19 protein-coding genes are annotated in these 20,291 nt (G+C 61.2%); 5 read left to right on the top strand and 14 right to left on the bottom strand.

The window, feature by feature from the left end; genetic code table 11:
* Positions 1–2 precede the first annotated feature (2 nt).
* Positions 3–860 (top strand): RNase adapter RapZ, encoded by an 858-nt coding sequence (gene rapZ / locus AC3WP7_RS01090; protein WP_092240739.1) that lies wholly within the window; start codon positions 3–5, stop codon positions 858–860.
* Positions 861–876: 16 nt separating this feature from the next.
* Entirely contained in the window at positions 877–1,149 is a 273-nt protein-coding gene (locus AC3WP7_RS01085; protein ID WP_058422993.1) for an HPr family phosphocarrier protein, read from the top strand.
* Positions 1,150–1,193: 44 nt separating this feature from the next.
* On the opposite strand, the gene AC3WP7_RS01080 is transcribed toward AC3WP7_RS01085, so the two are convergent.
* The 6 genes from AC3WP7_RS01080 to pmbA all read right to left on the bottom strand — a co-directional run bounded on the left by AC3WP7_RS01080 (position 1,194) and on the right by pmbA (position 6,451).
* Positions 1,194–2,087 (bottom strand): ZIP family metal transporter, encoded by an 894-nt coding sequence (locus tag AC3WP7_RS01080; protein ID WP_071491150.1) that lies wholly within the window; start codon positions 2,085–2,087, stop codon positions 1,194–1,196.
* Positions 2,088–2,118: 31 nt separating this feature from the next.
* Positions 2,119–2,730, bottom strand: coding sequence for a superoxide dismutase (locus AC3WP7_RS01075; RefSeq protein ID WP_071491149.1), 612 nt, complete (start codon positions 2,728–2,730; stop codon positions 2,119–2,121).
* Between the two features lies 1 nt (position 2,731).
* Entirely contained in the window at positions 2,732–3,160 is a 429-nt protein-coding gene (locus tag AC3WP7_RS01070; protein ID WP_092240737.1) for a DUF2753 family protein, read from the bottom strand.
* Between the two features lie 27 nt (positions 3,161–3,187).
* On the bottom strand, positions 3,188–4,564 hold the full coding sequence (locus AC3WP7_RS01065; protein ID WP_093512480.1) for a class II fumarate hydratase: 1,377 nt from the start codon (positions 4,562–4,564) through the stop codon (positions 3,188–3,190).
* Positions 4,557–4,952, bottom strand: coding sequence for a FagA protein (locus tag AC3WP7_RS01060; RefSeq protein ID WP_071491146.1), 396 nt, complete (start codon positions 4,950–4,952; stop codon positions 4,557–4,559). The genes AC3WP7_RS01065 and AC3WP7_RS01060 overlap by 8 nt, the downstream gene beginning before the upstream one ends.
* A gap of 152 nt (positions 4,953–5,104) precedes the next feature.
* Positions 5,105–6,451: a metalloprotease PmbA gene (pmbA, locus tag AC3WP7_RS01055; RefSeq protein WP_092240733.1), complete on the bottom strand. Its 1,347-nt coding sequence runs from the start codon at positions 6,449–6,451 to the stop codon at positions 5,105–5,107.
* 108 nt (positions 6,452–6,559) lie between these two features.
* Here pmbA and yjgA point away from each other — a divergent pair, with 108 nt between their 5' ends.
* On the top strand, positions 6,560–7,081 hold the full coding sequence (gene yjgA / locus AC3WP7_RS01050; RefSeq protein ID WP_058423000.1) for a ribosome biogenesis factor YjgA: 522 nt from the start codon (positions 6,560–6,562) through the stop codon (positions 7,079–7,081).
* A 45-nt stretch (positions 7,082–7,126) separates the two neighbouring features.
* Here the strand turns inward: yjgA and tldD are convergent, their stop codons facing one another.
* The 8 genes from tldD to mreB all read right to left on the bottom strand — a co-directional run bounded on the left by tldD (position 7,127) and on the right by mreB (position 18,317).
* Complete coding sequence (tldD, locus tag AC3WP7_RS01045; protein WP_092240731.1) at positions 7,127–8,569, bottom strand: metalloprotease TldD; 1,443 nt, start codon at positions 8,567–8,569, stop codon at positions 7,127–7,129.
* A gap of 16 nt (positions 8,570–8,585) precedes the next feature.
* Entirely contained in the window at positions 8,586–9,434 is an 849-nt protein-coding gene (locus tag AC3WP7_RS01040; protein ID WP_071491143.1) for a carbon-nitrogen hydrolase family protein, read from the bottom strand.
* A gap of 48 nt (positions 9,435–9,482) precedes the next feature.
* Positions 9,483–13,298, bottom strand: a complete 3,816-nt coding sequence (locus AC3WP7_RS01035; RefSeq protein WP_093119838.1) for a YhdP family protein — start codon at positions 13,296–13,298, stop codon at positions 9,483–9,485.
* A 76-nt stretch (positions 13,299–13,374) separates the two neighbouring features.
* A complete protein-coding gene (gene rng / locus AC3WP7_RS01030; protein ID WP_071491141.1) occupies positions 13,375–14,832 on the bottom strand; it encodes a ribonuclease G in 1,458 nt (485 codons plus the stop codon).
* A 70-nt stretch (positions 14,833–14,902) separates the two neighbouring features.
* A complete protein-coding gene (locus AC3WP7_RS01025) occupies positions 14,903–15,499 on the bottom strand; it encodes a Maf family protein (protein ID WP_071491140.1) in 597 nt (198 codons plus the stop codon).
* A gap of 51 nt (positions 15,500–15,550) precedes the next feature.
* Complete coding sequence (gene mreD, locus AC3WP7_RS01020) at positions 15,551–16,039, bottom strand: rod shape-determining protein MreD (protein ID WP_071491139.1); 489 nt, start codon at positions 16,037–16,039, stop codon at positions 15,551–15,553.
* Positions 16,039–17,139, bottom strand: a complete 1,101-nt coding sequence (mreC, locus tag AC3WP7_RS01015) for a rod shape-determining protein MreC (RefSeq protein WP_083351538.1) — start codon at positions 17,137–17,139, stop codon at positions 16,039–16,041. The genes mreD and mreC overlap by 1 nt, the downstream gene beginning before the upstream one ends.
* A 140-nt stretch (positions 17,140–17,279) precedes the next feature.
* A complete protein-coding gene (gene mreB / locus AC3WP7_RS01010; protein WP_002555108.1) occupies positions 17,280–18,317 on the bottom strand; it encodes a rod shape-determining protein MreB in 1,038 nt (345 codons plus the stop codon).
* Positions 18,318–18,527: 210 nt separating this feature from the next.
* Between mreB and gatC the strand changes: the two genes are divergently transcribed.
* Both gatC and gatA read left to right on the top strand, forming a co-directional pair.
* Positions 18,528–18,815, top strand: a complete 288-nt coding sequence (gatC, locus tag AC3WP7_RS01005) for an Asp-tRNA(Asn)/Glu-tRNA(Gln) amidotransferase subunit GatC (RefSeq protein WP_071491137.1) — start codon at positions 18,528–18,530, stop codon at positions 18,813–18,815.
* A 16-nt stretch (positions 18,816–18,831) separates the two neighbouring features.
* The gene (gatA, locus tag AC3WP7_RS01000) at positions 18,832–20,283 is read left to right on the top strand and encodes an Asp-tRNA(Asn)/Glu-tRNA(Gln) amidotransferase subunit GatA (RefSeq protein ID WP_102591609.1); all 1,452 of its coding nucleotides are present in this window, start codon (positions 18,832–18,834) and stop codon (positions 20,281–20,283) included.
* Positions 20,284–20,291 lie beyond the last annotated feature (8 nt).

The raw sequence follows: 20,291 nt of genomic DNA, 5'->3' as shown, positions 1-20,291 counted from the left end.
CCATGCGCTTGATCATCGTCAGCGGCCGCTCCGGCTCGGGTAAAAGCACCGCCCTCAACGTTCTTGAGGACAACGGGTTCTATTGCATCGACAACCTGCCCGCTGGCCTGCTGCCAGAGTTGGCGGAACGCGCCTTGATCCATACCGAACTGGCCCAACCGCTTGTCGCCGTTTCGATTGATGCCCGTAACCTGCCCAGCCACCTCGAGCGATTCCCGCAATTGCTCGAGGAAGTGCGGGGCAAGCACATTCATTGCGACGTGCTGTACCTGGACGCCGACGAAGAGACCCTGCTCAAACGCTTCTCCGAGACCCGCCGGCGCCACCCCCTCAGCAGCTCCCATCGCTCTCTGGCCGAAGCCATCGAAGACGAAACCAAGCTGCTGGGACCGATCATTGACCTCGCCGACCTCAAGATAAACACCACCAGCCTCAACCTGTACCAGTTGCGCGATGCCATCAAGCTGCGCCTGCTGAACCAGCCGGAGCCGGGCACGGCATTCCTCGTGGAGTCGTTCGGGTTCAAGCGCGGCATGCCGGTCGACGCCGACCTGGTGTTCGATGTGCGCTGCCTGCCTAACCCGTACTGGAAACCGGAGCTGCGTGACCAGTCCGGGCTGGATCAGCCCGTGGCCGATTACCTGGCGGCGCAACCGGATGTGGAGGAGATGTTCCAGGATATTTCCACCTACTTGCTCAAATGGCTGCCACGCTTTGCTGCAAGCAACCGCGCCTATGTCACCATTGCCATTGGCTGCACTGGCGGCCATCACCGCTCCGTCTACCTGACCGAGCGCCTGGGCCAGGTGCTGCAACAAACTCTCAAGAACGTCCAGGTCCGCCACCGCGACCTTAGCTGAAAGGAACACCCCCGCGATGCCCGCTCTGGAAATTGAAATCATCAACAAGCTGGGCTTGCACGCCCGCGCCTCGGCCAAGTTCGTGGGCGTAGCAGGGCAGTTCCCCTGCCAGATCCGCGCCGGGCGTACACCGGAATCCATGGTCGACGGCAAGAGCATCATGGCCATGATGATGCTGGCGGCCGGCAAGGGCACCCGGATTCACTTGAAGACGGAAGGCGAGCAGGAAGACGAAGCAATGGCCGCGCTGGTGGCGCTGATCAACAATTACTTCGACGAAGGTGAATAACCCTCTGTAGAAGCGAGCTTGCTCGCTCCTACAGTAGACTTTACCTACCCCAAAGCGGTGTCCATCACCATCATCAAGCAAAAACCGATGCACAGGCCCAGGCTGGCGAGTTTTTCGTGACCATTGCGTCGCGATTCGGGGATGACTTCGTGGGTCACCACCAACAGCATCGCGCCAGCAGCCAGGGCCAACCCCAAAGGCAACAACACTTCGGCCAGGCTGACCAGCCAGGCGCAGAGCACAGCGAATACGGGCTCCACCAGACCTGATGCAGCGCCGATCAGGAACGCCTTGACCCGCGACATTCCCGCCCCGGCCAACACCAACGCAATCACCAGTCCTTCGGGCACGTCCTGCAACGCGATGCCCATGGCCAGGCTGTCGGCATCCGGCATGCCACCACCGGCGGAAACGCCTACCGCCATGCCTTCGGGGATGTTGTGGGCGATGATGGCGAACACGAACAACCAAATTCGCGGAGGAATTACCGGCTTGTCCGGCGTGCCCACCAGCATTTCCGGACTCGCCCCGGAGACCTTACGGTCAACCAAGTACAACCCGAATGCTCCCAGCATGATGCCAAAGCTGATCAAACCACTGGCACCCCACGGTGAGAGCCCCAGGCTTTCAGCCGCGGCAATGCCCGGGACGATCAGCGAAAACGCCGTCGCCGCCAGCATCACCCCTGCACCAAAACCCAGCAATGTGTCGCTCAGCGCCACCGGCATGCGTCGGATCACCAGTACCGGGACCGCGCCCAGCGCCGTCCCCAGAGCGCAAATGGAGCCGCCTTGCAGGGCGCGCAGGATACGCGGTTCCAGGTTCAGCCAGGCCAGCCCGTGGGCCACCAGCAATGCAGTACCTGCCAATAGCAGCAGCGAGCCAAACGCATAACGAAACATTCGTCCGCTGCTGATCGCCAGTGTGTCAGTCCCCATAGTCGGCCTTAGATCTTGTCGAGGGTGATTTTCAGGCCAAAGCGGCCTGATAGCGGGCGGCAACTTCTGGCCAGTTGATAACACTGTAGAAGGCATTGATGTATTCGGGGCGGCGGTTCTGGTACAGCAGGTAGTAGGCATGCTCCCAGACGTCCAGACCGAGGATCGGTGTATTGCCGTTCATCAATGGACTGTCTTGATTACCACTGCTCTCCACCACCAGAGTCTTTTGCGGGGTGACGCTCAGCCAGGCCCAACCGCTTCCGAAGCGCGTCAACGCGGCTTTGGTGAAGGCTTCCTTGAAACTCTCAAAACCACCCAACTGTTCGTCGAGGGCTTTGCCCAACGCACCTTCGGGCTTGCCACCGCCTTTGGGCGACATCACCGCCCAGAACAACGAGTGGTTGGCATGGCCGCCGCCCTGATTGATCACCGCTGCGCGCAGTTTTTCCGGCAGTTGCTGCACGCTGGACACCAGTTTCTCGACCGGCCAGCCCGCAAACTCGGTGCCTTCGACCGCTGCGTTGAGGTTATTGATGTAAGTCTGGTGGTGCTTGGTGTAGTGAATCTCCATGGTTTGCGCATCGATATGCGGTTCCAGGGCGTCATACGCGTAAGGCAAGGCAGGCAAGGTGTAAGTCATTTCAATGTGCTCCGTAGTGGGGCGTGGCGGGCTGCGCCGCAGTACCGCCCAGCAAGCGATGGGTGCGAGGGTATTCGCCGTGATCGCTGATGAAATTCAACAGTTCGACATAGGTTTTGCTGCTCTGGCGCAGCGCCGCTTCCCGCAACTGCGGGCTCAGGCGCGGGTCCTGCATGGTCTGCAACAGACGCTGGTGGATAGCGCAAAGGTATTCCGCGCTTTCTTCCGGCTGGTTCAGCCGCAGGTGCAGGTCGGCCAGGTTGTGATGGGAAATGACGCAAGCCGCCACTGCTTCGTCGGCATCTGCCCAGCGCTCGAACAGCACTTGGGCCAGGGCCAGGGCTTGCAAGTAAGCCTCGCGAGCGTCAACCAATTCACCCGCCATAAAGCAGCGATTGGCCCGTTCGATCGTGCGTTTCCAGTGCTCCATGGTGAGCCTCCAAAGCAGAGTCGGTGATTACACGCCGCCGGCCGTGAGCTTTTCCGGATCCAGCAGGATTTCCAGTTGGCTGCGCGGCAAGTCGGTGTGCTCAAGGGCGACATCAATCACCGGACGGCCCTGCTGATAGGCCTTCTTGGCGATTTCAGCGGCCTTTTGGTAACCGATGATCGGGTTGAGTGCGGTGACCAGGATCGGGTTGCGCGACAGCGCTTCCTTGAGCTTGGCCTCATTGACCTTGAAGCTGGCAATGGCCTTGTCTGCCAGCAAACGACTGGAGTTGGCCAGCAACTCGAGGCTGCTGAGCAGGTTATTGGCGATGATCGGCAGCATCACGTTCAGTTCGAAGTTGCCCGACTGGCCGGCGACCGTGATGACCGTGTCGTTGCCGATGACTTGTGCGGCCACCATCGCGGTGGCTTCAGGGATCACCGGGTTGACCTTGCCGGGCATGATCGACGAACCAGGCTGCAGGCCTTCCAGCTCGATTTCCCCCAGGCCTGCGAGTGGGCCGGAGTTCATCCAGCGCAGGTCGTTGGCGATTTTCATCAGCGACACGGCGGTGGCTTTCAACTGCCCGGACACAGCGACGGCGGTGTCCTGGGAGCCAATCAGGGCGAAAAGGTTCTTGCCCGGGGTGAATTTCACACCGGTCAGGCTGCTCAATTGCTGACTGAAACGCACCGCGAATTCCGGGTGTGCGTTGATTCCGGTGCCGACCGCAGTACCGCCCTGAGCCAACGCTTGCAAACTCGGCAGAAGGTCCTGCAAATGCCCGATATTGGCCTTGAGCTGCTGCGCCCAACCGTTGAGCACCTGGCTCATGCGCACCGGCATGGCGTCCATCAAGTGAGTGCGGCCAGTCTTGATGAACGGGTGAACCTCTTGCGCCTTCTGCTCGATCACCTGCACCAGATGCAACAGTGCGGGCAGTGTTTGCTCATGCAGCACCAGCGCGGCGCTGACGTGGATCGTGGTCGGAATGATGTCGTTGCTGCTTTGGCCGCAGTTCACGTGGTCATTTGGGTTGACCGGCTCACCCAGCAAGCGGCTGGCAAGGGTTGCAATCACTTCGTTGGCGTTCATGTTGGAGCTGGTGCCGGAGCCGGTCTGGAAGATGTCCACCGGGAAGTGCTGCATGAAGTCGCCTTCCAGCAAGCCTTGGGCGGCATCGACGATGGCCTTGCCCTGCCCTTCGCTGATCTGCTTGAGGTCAACGTTAACCTTGGCAGCAGCTGCCTTTGCCAGGATCAGAGCGCGAATGAATTGCGCGGGCATACGTTGATGACTGATTGGGAAGTTGTTCACCGCGCGCTGGGTTTGTGCGCCATACAAGGCTTCGGCAGGCACCTGCAGTTCGCCCATGCTGTCGCGTTCGATACGGGTGTTACTCATCGTTAGATCCTTGCACCAGGTCAGAAACAGAAATGGAAGGCAGCAATTCGCAGGTCGCCAATTGCCAGGCAAAGGTCTGCCAGCGCTTGAGGCGGCAGGCACAGTGGGAGAGTTTTTCCAGGTCGCGCAGCGGGCGCCAGGCCTGGTCCAGGCACAGGGAACGCCAATGCCACGGCAGTGCAATATCGCTGGCAGTGTCGAGCAACAGGCGGAATGAGGTTTCAGCGATCGTCCACGGATGGGTCGCGGTGCAGCACGCCAGGTATCGACCCTCGTTGAGGTAGTGTTCGATCAGGCGCGGCTCGTTGGGGTCAAGGCCGCAACGAATCTGGCGACTCATCCAGCGCCAGCTCTCCAGGTAAGGATCCTCATGCAGGACAGAACTCATGATCCACGCTCACTCGGTAATGATATTTATTATTAAATGATATTGAGAATCAAAACAATAGTAGCAGGATAATCCTCCTGACACGCAGCCACAAAAAAAGGCGCGCCATCTATAAAGATGGCGCGCCTTCTTGTTGAAGCGCGTCTGAAGGATCAGCTGCCGGCGACGGTCATCCGCTCGATCAACACCGAACCCGTGCGGATATTGCTACGCAACTCCAAGTCGTTTCCGACAGCGACGATCTGCTTGAACATATCGCGCATGTTGCCGGCAATCGTCACCTCTTGAACGGCAAACTGAATCTCGCCGTTTTCCACCCAGAAACCCGCTGCACCACGGGAGTAGTCGCCCGTAACCATATTCAGGCCATGGCCCATCAACTCGGTCACCAGCAGGCCACGCCCCATGCGCCGCAGCAACGCCGCCTGGTCTTCATCACCATGAGTAACGAACAAGTTGTGCACGCCACCGGAGTTTGCTGTGCTTGGCAGGCCCAATTTACGACCGGCGTAAGTACCCAATACGTAGGACACCAATTCCCCGTTCTCGACAAACGGCTTGGCATACGTGGCCAGACCATCACCGTCGAACGCCGAACTGCCCATGGCGCGCATCAGGTGCGGACGCTCATCGATGGTCAGCCATTCGGGGAACAGCTTCTGGCCGATCGCACCTTCAAGGAACGACGACTTGCGGTACAGGTTGCCGCCGGAAATCGCCCCCAGGAAACTGCCGAACAAGCCGCCGGCCAACTCCGCCGAAAACAACACCGGCACCTCGCAGGTTGGCACCGGGCGCGCGCCCAGGCGGCTCGCCGCACGCTGTGCAGCGCGCTGGCCAATGCTGACCGGGTCGGCCAGCAAATCGCCCTGGCGGTTCACGTCATACCAGTAATCGCGCTGCATCTGGCCGTTGGCCTCGGCGATCATCACGCAGCTCAGGCTATGGCGAGTGGACGCATAACCACCGATGAAACCATGGCTGTTGCCATATACACGGCAGCCCTGATGAGTACTCAATGTGGTGCCATCAGCGTTCTTGATGCGGGCATCGGCGTCGAACGCAGCGGCTTCGCAGGTCAGCGCCTGCTCGATGGCCTGCTCCGGCGTGATATCCCAGGCGTGGAACAGATCGAAGTCCTTCAGCTCCTTGGCCATCAGCGCCTTGTCGGCCAGGCCCGAGCTTTCATCCTCGGACGTGTGCTTGGCAATCGCCAGCGCAGCGGCGACTGTCTCGCGAATCGCTTCCGGGCCACTGGCCGAGGTGCTGGCCGAACCTTTGCGCTGCCCCACATACAAGGTGATGCCAAAGCCCTGGTCACGATTGAACTCGACAGTTTCCACTTCCCGCTGGCGCACCGACGTCGACAGCCCCTGCTCCAGCGACACCGACACCTCACAGGCACTGGCCCCCTGGCGCTTGGCCTCGGCAAGGATCTGCTCGACTTGTTCCTGCAGTGCCGGTAACGCTTGCGGACCGACGCTTTGGGCTGCACTCATGGTTTTCTCCACTCAAATTCTGCTTTCGGTTAAGGCCATCGAGCGACCGGGCCGGACAAGCGGCCCCCGACTGGTTATCATGGCGGCGTTTCTTTGCGGACTGCCACCATGGTTGATTCTTACGACGACTCCCTCGATGGGGAGAAAAGCAAAACCCAGGTCAAACGCGAGCTGCATGCGCTGGTTGACCTCGGCGAGCGCCTTACAACGCTCAAAAAAGATTTAATTGCAAAACTGCCACTGACCGACGAAATGCGCCGGGCCCTGGCCGATGCGCCCAAGCACACCGCGAATATCGCGCGCAAACGGCACATCATGTTTATCGGCAAGCTGATGCGCGACCAGGACATCGACGCCATTCTGACTTTGCTCGATCAAACCGATGCCTCCACTCGCCAGTACAACGAACGCTTCCATAACCTGGAACGTTGGCGTGACCGCCTGATCTCGGGCGATGACGCGGTGCTGGAGAAATTCGTGCTGGACTACCCGGACGCGGACCGCCAGCAACTGCGCTCCCTGATCCGTCAGGCCCAGCACGAGCTGGCGCATAACAAGGCGCCGGCCACCAGCCGTAAAATCTTCAAGTACATCCGTGAGCTGGACGAGACTCAACGCGGCCTGCGTTGATGCCCTTCCCCGGGTGGCGGCCTTCGCCACCCGAAGCTCCACCGCTTACGACCCCGTGCCACCCACGGTGATCGCATCAATCTTCAGCGTTGGCTGGCCGACACCCACCGGTACCGACTGCCCATCTTTCCCGCATGTGCCCACGCCGCTGTCCAGCGACAGGTCGTTACCGACCATCGACACCTTGCTCATGGCTTCCGGACCGTTACCGATCAAGGTTGCGCCTTTGACCGGCGCGGTGATCTTGCCGTCTTCGATCAGGTAAGCCTCGCTGGTGGAGAACACGAACTTGCCGCTGGTGATATCCACCTGACCACCCCCGAGGTTGGCGCAGTAGATGCCGCGCTTCACCGAGGCGATGATTTCAGCCGGATCGCTTTCGCCACCCAGCATGTAGGTGTTGGTCATGCGCGGCATCGGCAGGTGCGCATAGGATTCACGACGACCATTACCGGTACGCGCCACGCCCATCAGGCGGGCGTTGAGCTTGTCTTGCATGTAGCCCTTGAGCACACCGTTTTCGATCAGGGTGGTGCACTCGGTCGGCGTGCCTTCGTCGTCGACGCTCAGCGAGCCACGGCGCCCGGCCAGGGTGCCGTCATCCACGATGGTGCAGAGCCTGGACGCAACCATCTCGCCCATGCGCCCGCTGTAGGCCGAACTGCCCTTGCGGTTGAAGTCACCTTCCAGGCCGTGGCCGACTGCTTCGTGCAGCAACACGCCGGACCAACCCGAGCCCAGTACCACCGGCAATGTACCTGCCGGTGCCGGGATGGCTTCCAGGTTGACCAGCGCCTGGCGCAGCGCTTCACGGGCATAGCCCATGGCACGGTCGTCGGTGAGGAAATAACGATAGTCGGTACGCCCGCCGCCGCCATGGCCGCCGCGCTCGCGGCGGCCGTTCTGCTCGACGATCACACTCACGTTGAAGCGCACCAGCGGCCGCACATCCGCCGCCAGGCCGCCATCGGTGGACGCCACCAGGATGCGCTCCCACACGCCGGCCATGCTCACGGTGACCTGCTGGATACGCGGGTCCAATGCACGGGTCGCGGCATCGACACGCTTGAGCAAGTCGACTTTCTCGGCACGGGTCATCACTTCCAACGGGTTTTCCGGCCCGTACAACTGGGTCACATCCTGGGTGCTGAACGCCTGCACCGTGCCGTTTTGCCCGGCACGGGAGATCGAGCGTGCGGCACGTGCGGCCAGGCCCAAAGCCTCGAGGGTGATCGCATTGCTGTAGGCAAAACCGGTTTTCTCACCGGACTGCGCCCGCACGCCCACACCCTGGTCAAGGTTGAAACTGCCTTCCTTGACGATGCCGTCTTCCAACGCCCAGGACTCGGAAATCTGCCCCTGGAAATACAGGTCGGCCGCGTCGATGCCCGGCCCGGCAAGATCGCCCAGCACGGTTTGCAAGCTTTCGATGGTCACGCCACCGGGTGCCAGGAGGTGTTCACTGACTGAGGACAACAACTCGCTCATAGGTATGGCCTTAAATTCATCGTTCCGAAGCAGGTCGCTGTGCGCCCTGCGAGAAAAAGCGCCGATGGCTGACCACCGGCATGCGCGCCCTTATCGACGCCTGTTCACTGCTATCGCGTTCGGCCAGCAACACCGCTTCGCCTTGATCCTGTTGTGTCAGCACGCGCCCCCAGGGGTCGACAATCGCCGCATGACCATAGGTTTCCCGCGGCCCCGGATGCACACCCCCCTGGGCGGCCGCCAGCAGATAGCACTGGGTCTCGATGGCCCGTGCACGAATCAGCACATCCCAGTGCGCAGCGCCGGTCACCGCGGTAAACGCCGATGGCGCGGTAATCAATTCAGCCCCCGCCGCGCGCAATTCGCTGTACAGCTCGGGGAAGCGCAGGTCGTAGCACACGGTCAGGCCCAATCGGCCGACCGGCGTATCCGCCACCACCACATTGCTCCCGAAAGCATAGTCGTCCGATTCGCGATAACGACCACGAGCGTCGGCAACGTCCACATCGAACAGGTGCAGCTTGTCGTAACGGGCAACGATTTCGCCCTGATCATCGATCAACAGCGAGCAGGCGTTGGACTTGGCGTGCGGTTGGTCCTTGGGCGGCAATGGCAAAGTACCGGCCACTATCCATAAGGTGAGGTCGCGAGCAGTCTGTTTCAACCATGGCAGGATCGGGCCTTCGCCCAGCGCCTCGGCGCGGCCGATATCGGCCACGTCACGACGGCCCATGGCGGCGAAGTTTTCCGGCAGTACCGCCAGCTTCGCACCACCAGCCGCCGCGTCTTCCAGCAAGCGACGGGCCTGGGCCAGGTTGGCCAGCACGTCGCTCTGGCTGACCATTTGAATTACCGCAAAGGACATGGGCCGACACTCCATAAAGGGCATGGGGCCATGCTACTCCACAGCCTCTCAGTTTGGCTTTTCAAATGGCTTGTCGAAGGTGATTTTCGGGTCCTTCCACGGGCCTTCGACCTTGTACTGGACACTGGCGAAGCGTGAAACACGGTCGCCGATCAGCTTGTCGATCAGGAACAACGCACCACCAATGGCCGGCGCACCCACGATCAACGCCGCGATCGGCAGGTTGTTGGTCACCGGCAGCGTTACCAGCAGCTTGGCATCGACGCGGTCAGCCACCAGGTCCAGGGTACCGTTGAGCTCGAGGTTGCTCGACGGCCCCGTCATGGTGATCGGTTCGCGGGTCACGAACACGCCATTGCTGGCGGCCAGCAGGCCTTTGACCCGGTCATAGCTCAAACCCTTGCCGAGCAGGTCCGAGAAATCCAGGCGCAACCGCCGCCCGATGGAGTTGAAGTTCAGCAGGCCGAATACCCGCAGGGCCTGGGCTCCGCCTTCCACTTCGACGAACTGGCCGTTGCGGAACGCCGCATCCAGGCTGCCGGAGAAACGCTTGGGCCCTACATAGGCCGGAGAACCAGGCCAACGTCCGTCCACATCCAGATGGAAATCCTGGCTGGTGACGGTCGGCGCATACCCCCACCCCTTGAGTACATCGCCAATATTCTTGCCGTCCAGGCGCCCCTTGTACCAGCTGCTGCTGTCTCCCGCAGCGCCCTCCCAGCCACCCGCACCCTTGAGCTGCATACCCTTGAGGCCCAGGTCCAGGTTGTTGAAGGCCAGGCCCTTGGCGGTCGGGCGGATTTTCAGCGACCAGGCGCCGATCAGGTCCGGGCCCTGGAACAATTGATCAATGGCGATATCCAGCGCCGGAATATCCTTGGGGTCGATGTTCGCCAAGGGGTCCGGCGCGTTTTCATCCGCCTGCACCGAAGGGTCTACCGCCGGCAGCTTCACATACTGCAGGTTGATCGCAATCGGTGCGCCCTTGGCGTCCGGCAGGTTGACCGAGCCCTTGGCCTGCTGGCTGTCGAGCTGCACGCCCCACGCTGCAGGCTTGCGGTCCAGTTGCAAATTGACTCGATCGAACTGCGTGCCGAAACCGGTCAGCTTGCCGATCTTGAAGTCAGCGCCGCTGAGCAATTGCTTGGCACTGCCGCCCGGGTCATTGCCCGCATAACGATCCACCAGTTTCTTCCACGGGTCGATATCCAGCTCCGACAGCACCCCACGAATGCGCAAGCCCTTGGCGCCCGGCAGCACAGCATCGCCATCACCGAGGAACAGCTCGCCGCGCCCGTCATTGAATTTGTCCGGCGGTGCAGCAAAGGTAAAGTTGGCCAGCTCGCCATAATCGAACCAATAGCGGCGCTCGGCGCCCTGCAAGGTCATGCGGAACACACTGTCACGCCCCTGGCTGGCCGGCATGCCGAACGGCGCCGGCAGGTCCACAGCCACGCCCTTGAGGTTGGAGCTGACCATCAGTTGGCTGTCGGCGCCATCCAGGGTCACCTGCAACTGGTACGGAATATCGCCGGATACCGGTAACGGCTGGCTGATTTTCAACCAGTCGGTCAGCCGCTTGACCGTAACCTGACCCTTGGCATTCACACGGGTGCTGATATTGCCCGGCTTGCCGTCGGCAACGATCTGCGCGGTGATCGGCCGATCAAACGCCTGAGCGGTGATGTTCTGGCCACTCAGGCCCTTGGCGCTGTCGAAACGGAACTCGCCCTTGAGCTGGGTCAGGTCCAGGGGCGGCTCGGCCAATTGCAGGCGCGCCTTGTCGGTCTTGAAGTCCACCACGATTTTCGGTTCGGCGCCCTTGGCCAACGGAATATCCAGGTCAAGGCCGCCTTGCAGGTCGCCCTCGCCCTTCCAGCCAGAAAAGGTCGATGCAGTGCCGATCGGCGCTTCCTGAAGGATTTTCAGGCCATCGCCCAAGCCACCGGCAAAACCGCCCGTAAGCAGCAGATGACTGTCCTTGCCCGCAGGTGCATGGGGAATATTGACGTAGATGTCCTTGACCTTGGTATCAAGCAACTGGCCCTTGCTGGCCAGGATGCGCACACCGCTCTCCTCGACAAACACTTCGCCGTTGACCTTGCTCACGTGAGGCCAGCCCGGCTGGAACGCCAGCTCGGCATCATGCACCTTGAAGAACAGGCTGATATTGCGTGAAGCCGGCAGCGCATCGTGGTTCAACGACCCCTGATACTGGAAGAAGCCTTGATCCACCGCGCCCTTGAGAATCGCGGTACGCAGCCATTCATCCAGGGCGGGGCTCAACACCGCCGGCAGGTATTTGGGGGTGAAGCGCCCGTCGCCATCGACCATACCGACCCGCAGGTCCATGTAGTCTTCCTGGTTGTGGTCGAAATGCAGGCGGATCAGGAAGTCGGCGGCGATCTTGCCCTCCTCGCCCAGCACCTTGATGTATGGGGCGATCAGGGTGAAGCCTTCTTTGTCCAGCTTCCACGTCAGGCGTGCATTGGCCTGGAGGTACTGCCAGGGCTTGGCGAAGATCGGGTCGAGGTGCAGGGAAAAGTCCTTGCTGTCCATGCGCAACTCGCCCTGGCCCAGGTCGCCGCTGATGCTGCCGGATACGTTACGCGCAGCCGGTGCGCCGAAGTAGGCATCGAAGCCGATGCGTTCGAGGTTGGCGGCGAAGCTGACCTTCTTATCGGTCGTGTCCTGGGGACGGAAGTCCACCAGCACATTACGCAGCAGACCAGTGGCCTTGAGGTGCTCGACCGTCTTGGCAAAACCTTCCGGCAGCGGCGCCAGCGCGTTGAGCAATGGTGTGATAGGCGTCAGGTCCAGGCGGTCGGCCTGAAGCTTCCAGACTTCCAGGTCCTTGTCGGTGGCCAGGGTCTGCCGCAATTGCAGGCGGGATTCCCAGCGAGTCTCGCCCAGGCTCATCGCCAGCGAGTCGAACAGCACGCTGAGACCGGTGTCACTGCGTTGCAGGTAGGCCGTAAGCGCGAGGTTTTCGATGTGCACCGGCTTGCGCTCGGCGTATTGGCCCTTCACCTGTGGCGAGTTGAGGCGCACTACCGCACTCTGCACGGCACCTTTGGCCCAGGTCAGCCAGAATTCGCCGCCCGCCTTGAACTGCGTGAGCTTCCACTGTTGAGTCAGCTTCGCCGGGATCCACCTGGCCCAGTCACTCTGGGGCAGGCTCAGATAAGCCTGGACTTCGCCGTCCTTCCACTGGCTGGCGCGGATGCGGGTGCGCAGGCTCATGGCGAGGGGCTGGCCATCGGGCAGGGTCAGGCGTGCATCCAGGCGTTGGCGGGTGACGCCGGTGTGCAGGTTCAGACCGACATACGTCAAGGTCACCGGCGCCTGGTCGAACGGTTGCAGTGTCACCTGGCTGTCGAGCAGTGACACGCGCTTGACCTTCTGCATGTTCGTGAGCAACTGCTCAGGGTCCAGCGGCTGATCGTCCTGAACCGGCAGGCCTTGCAAGGCCCACTTGCCGTCCTTGTCTTCCTTGACGCTGAGTTGCAGGCCACTGACTTGCAGGTGGGCAATCCGCACTTCGCGCGCCATCAGGCTGGCCCAGACATCGGGCACCACTTCGACCTGGTCCAGGCGCAAGGCACTGCTGCCCTCGCCCAGCATCACATCATGGGCCAGCAATACCGGCGCGAAGCCGCTCCAGCGGCCTTCGAGGCTGCCGATATGCAAAGGCATGTCCACGGCTGCCTGGGCCTTGGCTTCGACTTCGGCACGGTACTCGGCCACCAGCGGCGTCAATTCACGCCCCAGGCTCACGTACACCGCCGCCAATACCAGCGACAAGGCGCAGAGGCCCAGCCCCCAACGGGTCAAAGCGGCAAAAAAGCGTATCAGACGCTCCATGTCAGGCGACCCTCAAGGCAGTAGTCGGACGGCAGATCAAGGCCTGCCTGTCTCATAAAAGGAAAGCGAATGGGGATCAGAGCAGCACCACGTCGTATTGTTCCTGGGAATACATGGTTTCAACCTGGAAGCGTATCGTGCGCCCGATAAATCCCTCCAGCTCGGCAACGTTGCCGGACTCTTCGTCCAGCAGCCGGTCGACCACTTTCTGGTTGGCAAGCACTCTATAACCTTCGGCCTGGTAGGCACGCGCTTCACGCAGGATCTCGCGAAAAATCTCGTAGCAAACCGTTTCCGGGGTCTTCAACTTACCGCGCCCCTGGCAACTGCTGCACGGCTCGCACAGCACTTGCTCGAGGCTTTCTCGGGTGCGTTTGCGGGTCATCTGCACCAGGCCCAACTCGGTAATGCCGATAATGTTGGTCTTGGCGTGATCACGCTCCAGCTGTTTCTCGAGGGTCCGCAGCACCTGGCGCTGGTGCTCTTCGTCTTCCATGTCGATGAAGTCGATGATGATGATGCCACCCAGGTTGCGCAGACGCAGTTGGCGAGCAATCGCGGTAGCCGCTTCGAGGTTGGTCTTGAAGATGGTTTCTTCGAGGTTGCGATGGCCCACGAACGCACCGGTGTTGACGTCGATGGTGGTCATGGCTTCCGCCGGGTCCACCACCAGGTAGCCGCCAGACTTGAGCGGCACCTTGCGTTCCAGGGCTTTCTGGATTTCGTCTTCGACGCCATACAGGTCGAAGATCGGTCGCTCGCCGGGGTAGTGTTCCAGGCGGTCGGCAATTTCCGGCATCAGTTCGGCGACGAATTGCGTGGTGCGCTGGAAGGTTTCCCGCGAGTCGATGCGAATTTTCTCAATCTTCGGGCTGACCAGGTCGCGCAGTGTGCGCAGGGCCAGGCCCAGGTCTTCATAAATGACGCTGGGCGCACCGATGGTCTTGATCTGGGCGTCGATCTGGTCCCACAGACGCCGCAGGTAGCGGATGTCCATGAGGATTTCATCGGCGCCGGCGCCCTCGGCAGCGGTGCGCAGAATAAAGCCGCCCGCCTCCTTGATGCCTTCGGCGGCTACGCAATCGCTGACCACCTTCTTCAGGCGCTCACGCTCGGCTTCATCTTCGATCTTCAAGGAAATGCCGACATGTGCCGTACGCGGCATGTACACCAGGTAACGCGACGGGATCGACAACTGCGTGGTCAGCCGCGCGCCCTTGGAACCGATGGGGTCCTTGGTGACTTGCACCACCAGGCTCTGCCCTTCGTGCACCAGCGCACTGATGCTTTCCACGGCCGGGCCTTCGCGCAGGGAAATTTCCGAGGCATGGATAAATGCCGCACGGTCCAGGCCGATATCGACGAATGCCGCTTGCATCCCCGGCAGTACACGCACCACCTTGCCTTTGTAGATATTGCCGACGATCCCGCGCTTCTGGGTGCGCTCAACATGGACTTCTTGCAGAACACCGTTCTCTACCACCGCCACGCGCGATTCCATCGGCGTGATATTGATCAGAATCTCTTCACTCATGGCTGGGTCTCGTTCAGGCGTTTTCACAATAGTGACCGATCGCTAAAGGCTGGGCGCTGGAGAACGGCGATCAGCGCGCGGTAAGATTTTGCCAACAGGGTATGCCGAATTGATGGAGCAGTTGTGCGGTTTCGCACACCGGCAGGCCGACGACCGCCGAATAGCTGCCATTGAGCCCGGCTGCAAATACCGAGCCCAGGCCTTGGATAGCATAGCCGCCCGCCTTGTCCTGGGGTTCGCCACTGTGCCAGTAGGTTGTAGCCTCCTCGACAGAAATGTCGCGAAAACGTACACGACTGCTTACACAAATACACTCGCAGCGCTGGCCGTCGGTGAGGGCAATGGCAGTGAGCACCTCGTGCTCACGCCCCGACAAGGCCATCAACATCGCCAAGGCGTCGGCCTGGTCAACGGGCTTACCGAGGATCTGACCATCAACGATCACAGCCGTATCAGCCCCCAGCACACAGGCGCCAGACGTATTTGAGAGCACAGCAAAACCCGCCGCAGCCTTACCGCGCGCCAGGCGCTCGACGTAGGAAACGGCGGATTCATTTGTAAGAGGGGTTTCATCAATAGCGGCGCTGACCACGGTGAAGGGCACACCGATCTGGGTCAACAGTTCACGCCGCCTCGGAGAGCCCGAGGCCAGGTAAAGCGAATTCATTGCAGACTCTCCCTGTAGGGCTCGATAACCAGGCAGAGCCTCGCAATCCATTCAATTGATTTTGTAGCGACGACGCAACCCACGCAGACCGAAGCTGACCCATGGCCACAGCAACGCACTGACCAGGGCCGGCAGCACCAACGCAAGGGTGGGCTGGCGGTTACCGGTCAAGGCACTGAGCCACAGCTGAACCAGTTGTGCCAGGCCGAAGATCACCAGGATCACCAGGCACTGTTGCCACATCGGGAACATGCGCAAACGCTGCTGCAACGACAGCACCAGGAAAGTGATCAACGTCAGGATCAACGCGTTCTGGCCCAGCAAGGTGCCATAGAGCACATCTTCCGCCAAGCCCAGGAACATTGCCGTGACCATGCCGACTTTGTGCGGCAGGTTCAGCGCCCAGAACGCCAGCAGCAACGCCAGCCAGAGCGGGCGCAGGATTTCCATGAACTGTGGCAGCGGCGAAACGCTGAGCAACAGGCCGATGGCAAAGGTCAGCCAGACGATCCAACCGTTACGCGAATGAGTACCGGCCATTATTCTTCCCTCTGCCGCGTGGTGGTCGCAGCGGCCGCTGGAGGCTTGGCTGCAGGCGTGGCGGCCGGTGGCTTGGTCGCCGCCGGTTTGGCCGGGCGAGCGTTGTGGGCGGCCGGCTTGACCGGCGTGGCCACAGGCGCGGCCGGGGCAGCGGCGGGTGCGGGCGGCCCCACGAATGCAGGCTTGGGCACCGTCGCAGGAACGATCGGCGCGATGCCGTTTCGCTTATCTTCTGCTTCCTGGGCCTGGGCGGCGTCGTTGGCGCGCTCTTCCGGGGTGCGGTTGTCGCTGAATACCAGCAGCAGGTAGCGGCTGCGGTTCAGGGCTGCAGTCGGCACGGCACGCACAATGGCAAATGGCTGGCCGGAATCGTGGATCACTTCCTTGACCGTCGCCACCGGGTAGCCGGCCGGGAAACGCTGACCGAGGCCGGAACTGACCAGCAGGTCGCCTTCCTTGATGTCGGCAGTGTCGGCCACATGACGCAACTCCAGGCGCTCGGGGTTGCCGGTACCGCTGGCAATCGCGCGCAGGCCGTTGCGGTTTACCTGCACCGGGATGCTGTGGGTAGTGTCCGTCAGCAACAACACCCGCGAGGTGTAAGGCATCAGCTCGACCACTTGGCCCATCAGGCCACGGGCGTCGAGCACCGGCTGGCCGAGGACCACACCGTCGCGCTCACCCTTGTTGATGATGATGCGATGGGTGAAGGGGTTGGGGTCCATGCCGATCAACTCGGCCACTTCGACCTTTTCATTGACCAGTGCGGAAGAATTGAGCAACTCGCGCAGCCGAACGTTCTGCTCGGTGAGGGCCGCCAGCTTCTGCATGCGCCCCTGCAACAGCAGGTTTTCGGTCTTGAGTTTTTCGTTCTCGGCGACGAGCTCGGTGCGGCTGCCGAACTGGCTGGCCACGCCCTGGAACAGACGTTGCGGCAGGTCGGTGATCCAGTAGGTCTGCATCAACACCAGCGACATCTGGCTGCGCACGGGTTTGAGCAGTGCAAAGCGGGCATCGACCACCATCAGCGCGACCGAAAGCACGACCAGCACCAACAGGCGCACGCCCAATGAGGGGCCTTTGGCGAAAAGCGGTTTAATAAGCCGCTCCTCCCAGGCAAATGTTCTCTTTATTCATACGGCATCTAACCGGCCTGGATGCAGATTGAAGAAGATAAACGCCAACAGGCAGCACTGCAAAGTGCTGCCTGCGGGCGAAACATGGGCTCATCAGCAAAGGCTTATTCGCTGGAAAGCAGGTCCATGGTGTGTTTATCCATCATTTCCAGTGCACGACCACCACCGCGAGCAACACAGGTCAGCGGGTCTTCGGCGACGATCACCGGCAGGCCGGTTTCCTGGGCCAGCAACTTGTCGAGGTCACGCAGCAAGGCGCCACCACCGGTCAGCACCAGGCCACGCTCGGCGATGTCGGAAGCCAGTTCCGGCGGCGATTGCTCCAGGGCACTCTTCACGGCCTGAACGATGGTCGCCAGGGACTCCTGCAGAGCCTCCAGCACTTCATTGGAGTTCAGGGTGAAGGCACGTGGCACGCCTTCGGCCAGGTTGCGACCGCGCACGTCGACTTCGCGTACTTCGCCGCCTGGATAGGCGGTGCCGATTTCCTGCTTGATGCGCTCTGCGGTGGATTCGCCGATCAGGCTGCCGTAGTTACGGCGCACATAAGTGATGATCGCTTCGTCGAAGCGGTCGCCGCCTACACGAACGGACTCGGCATACACCACACCGTTCAGGGAAATCAGGGCGATTTCAGTGGTACCACCACCGATATCCACCACCATCGAACCGCGCGCTTCTTCAACCGGCAGGCCGGCACCGATCGCAGCAGCCATTGGCTCTTCGATCAGGAACACTTCACGGGCACCGGCACCGAGGGCCGATTCACGGATGGCACGACGCTCAACCTGGGTGGACTTGCATGGAACACAGATCAGCACACGAGGGCTGGGCTGCAGGAAACTGTTTTCGTGAACCTTGTTGATGAAGTACTGCAGCATCTTCTCGCAGACACTGAAGTCGGCGATCACGCCGTCTTTCATCGGACGAATGGCAGCAATATTGCCTGGTGTACGGCCGAGCATGCGCTTGGCCTCGGTGCCGACGGCAACGACACTTTTCTGATTACCATGGGTCCGAATGGCCACAACCGATGGCTCATTCAGGACAATACCGCGCTCGCGCACGTAAATAAGGGTGTTGGCAGTGCCCAGGTCAATGGAAAGATCGCTGGAAAACATGCCACGCAGTTTCTTGAACATGGGAAAGGGACCCTAGGCAACGCGTGGGTAAAAAAGTGCGGCAAACTCTAACAACGACAGGGATTTTGGGCAAGGCGCCAATGTGCTAAATTGGCCGACTTTCTGTGCACCTAACCCCACAATCGCGGCCGTAAGACCGTAGAAATGCGGTAGTGTTCCGACAATCTAACACACGGACAGCCTCCGTTCTGTTTTCCACTGGAGATTCCCATGACGCTTGAACGCTCCGACGTGGAAAAAATCGCTCATTTGGCCTGCCTGGGCCTCAATGAAGTCGATCTTCCACAGACCACCGCCGCCCTGAACAGCATTCTCGGGCTGGTCGACCAAATGCAGGCCGTGAATACCGACGGCATCGAGCCCCTGGCTCACCCACTGGAAGCCAGCCAGCGCCTGCGCGCTGACGTCGTGACCGAGAGTAATAATCGCGAGGCCTACCAGTCCATCGCGCCAGCGGTCGAAAACGGCCTGTACCTGGTTCCGAAAGTCATCGACTAAAGGGAAAGAGCCTGCAATGCATCACATGACTCTGGCCGAGATCGCCCGCGGTCTCGCCGACAAAAAGTTTTCTTCCGAAGAGCTGACCAAGACCCTGCTGGCGCGTATCGCCGAGCACGACCCGAAGGTCAACAGCTTCATCAGCCTCACCGAAGAGCTGGCCTTGAGCCAGGCCAAGGCCGCCGACGCACGTCGCGCCAACGGTGAAAACGGCCCACTGCTGGGCGCGCCGATTGCCCACAAAGACCTGTTCTGCACCCAGGGCATTCGCACCAGCTGCGGCTCGAAGATGCTCGACAACTTTAAAGCCCCCTACGACGCCACCGTGGTGTCCAAGCTGGCTGCCGCCGGGGCCGTGACCCTGGGCAAGACCAACATGGACGAATTCGCCATGGGTTCGGCCAACGAGTCGAGCTACTACGGCGCGGTGAAAAACCCGTGGAACCTGGAGCACGTGCCCGGCGGTTCGTCCGGTGGTTCGGCTGCAGCCGTCGCCGCGCGCTTCCTGCCGGCCGCCACGGCCACCGACACCGGTGGTTCGATCCGCCAGCCTGCCGCGTTCACCAACCTCACCGGCCTGAAACCGACCTACGGTCGCGTTTCCCGCTGGGGCATGATCGCCTACGCGTCCAGCCTCGATCAGGGTGGCCCCCTGGCTCGCACCGCCGAAGACTGCGCGATATTGTTACAAGGCATGGCCGGTTTCGATAAACAGGACTCCACCAGCATCGATGAGCCCGTGCCGGACTACAGCGCCAGCCTGAACAACTCGCTCAAGGGCCTGCGCATCGGCGTGCCGAAGGAATACTTCAGCGCCGGCCTCGACCCGCGCATCGCCGAGCTGGTGCACAACAGCGTCAAGACGCTGGAAGGCCTCGGCGCGGTGATCAAGGAGATCAGCCTGCCGAACAACCAGCACGCGATTCCTGCGTACTACGTGATCGCGCCGGCAGAGGCCTCCTCCAACCTGTCGCGTTTCGACGGCGTACGCTTCGGCTACCGCTGCGAAAACCCGAAAGACCTCACCGACCTGTACAAACGTTCCCGTGGCGAAGGCTTCGGCGCCGAAGTGCAGCGCCGCATCATGGTCGGCGCCTACGCCCTGTCGGCCGGTTACTACGACGCGTACTACCTGAAGGCGCAGAAAATCCGTCGCCTGGTGAAGAACGACTTCATGGCCGCCTTTGAACAAGTCGACGTGATCCTCGGCCCAACCACGCCGAACCCGGCCTGGAAACTCGGCGCCAAGAACGGCGACCCGGTGGCTGCGTACCTCGAAGACCTGTACACCATCACCGCCAACCTCGCGGGCCTGCCGGGCTTGTCCATGCCCGCCGGTTTCGTCGATGGCCTGCCGGTCGGTGTGCAATTGCTCGCCCCGTATTTCCAGGAAGGCCGCCTGCTCAATGTGGCGCACCAGTACCAGTTGAACACTGACTGGCACACTCGCACCCCTACCGGCTTCTGAGGAGAACA

It is taken from the genome of Pseudomonas sp. FW305-3-2-15-C-LB1 (assembly GCF_058787615.1).
The sequence above is the reverse complement of the archived record's forward strand: the minus strand, read 5'-3'. Positions and strand labels throughout refer to the sequence as shown.

Bases quoted from the DNA above. Each gene is read 5' to 3' on its own strand.
- rapZ (WP_092240739.1), top strand. From the start codon at position 3: ATGCGCTTGATCATCGTCAGCGGCCGCTCCGGCTCGGGTAAAAGCACC.
- AC3WP7_RS01085 (WP_058422993.1), top strand. From the start codon at position 877: ATGCCCGCTCTGGAAATTGAAATCATCAACAAGCTGGGCTTGCACGCC.
- AC3WP7_RS01080 (WP_071491150.1), bottom strand. From the start codon at position 2,087: ATGGGGACTGACACACTGGCGATCAGCAGCGGACGAATGTTTCGTTAT.
- AC3WP7_RS01075 (WP_071491149.1), bottom strand. From the start codon at position 2,730: ATGACTTACACCTTGCCTGCCTTGCCTTACGCGTATGACGCCCTGGAA.
- AC3WP7_RS01070 (WP_092240737.1), bottom strand. From the start codon at position 3,160: ATGGAGCACTGGAAACGCACGATCGAACGGGCCAATCGCTGCTTTATG.
- AC3WP7_RS01065 (WP_093512480.1), bottom strand. From the start codon at position 4,564: ATGAGTAACACCCGTATCGAACGCGACAGCATGGGCGAACTGCAGGTG.
- AC3WP7_RS01060 (WP_071491146.1), bottom strand. From the start codon at position 4,952: ATGAGTTCTGTCCTGCATGAGGATCCTTACCTGGAGAGCTGGCGCTGG.
- pmbA (WP_092240733.1), bottom strand. From the start codon at position 6,451: ATGAGTGCAGCCCAAAGCGTCGGTCCGCAAGCGTTACCGGCACTGCAG.
- yjgA (WP_058423000.1), top strand. From the start codon at position 6,560: ATGGTTGATTCTTACGACGACTCCCTCGATGGGGAGAAAAGCAAAACC.
- tldD (WP_092240731.1), bottom strand. From the start codon at position 8,569: ATGAGCGAGTTGTTGTCCTCAGTCAGTGAACACCTCCTGGCACCCGGT.
- AC3WP7_RS01040 (WP_071491143.1), bottom strand. From the start codon at position 9,434: ATGTCCTTTGCGGTAATTCAAATGGTCAGCCAGAGCGACGTGCTGGCC.
- AC3WP7_RS01035 (WP_093119838.1), bottom strand. From the start codon at position 13,298: ATGGAGCGTCTGATACGCTTTTTTGCCGCTTTGACCCGTTGGGGGCTG.
- rng (WP_071491141.1), bottom strand. From the start codon at position 14,832: ATGAGTGAAGAGATTCTGATCAATATCACGCCGATGGAATCGCGCGTG.
- AC3WP7_RS01025 (WP_071491140.1), bottom strand. From the start codon at position 15,499: ATGAATTCGCTTTACCTGGCCTCGGGCTCTCCGAGGCGGCGTGAACTG.
- mreD (WP_071491139.1), bottom strand. From the start codon at position 16,039: ATGGCCGGTACTCATTCGCGTAACGGTTGGATCGTCTGGCTGACCTTT.
- mreB (WP_002555108.1), bottom strand. From the start codon at position 18,317: ATGTTCAAGAAACTGCGTGGCATGTTTTCCAGCGATCTTTCCATTGAC.
- gatC (WP_071491137.1), top strand. From the start codon at position 18,528: ATGACGCTTGAACGCTCCGACGTGGAAAAAATCGCTCATTTGGCCTGC.
- gatA (WP_102591609.1), top strand. From the start codon at position 18,832: ATGCATCACATGACTCTGGCCGAGATCGCCCGCGGTCTCGCCGACAAA.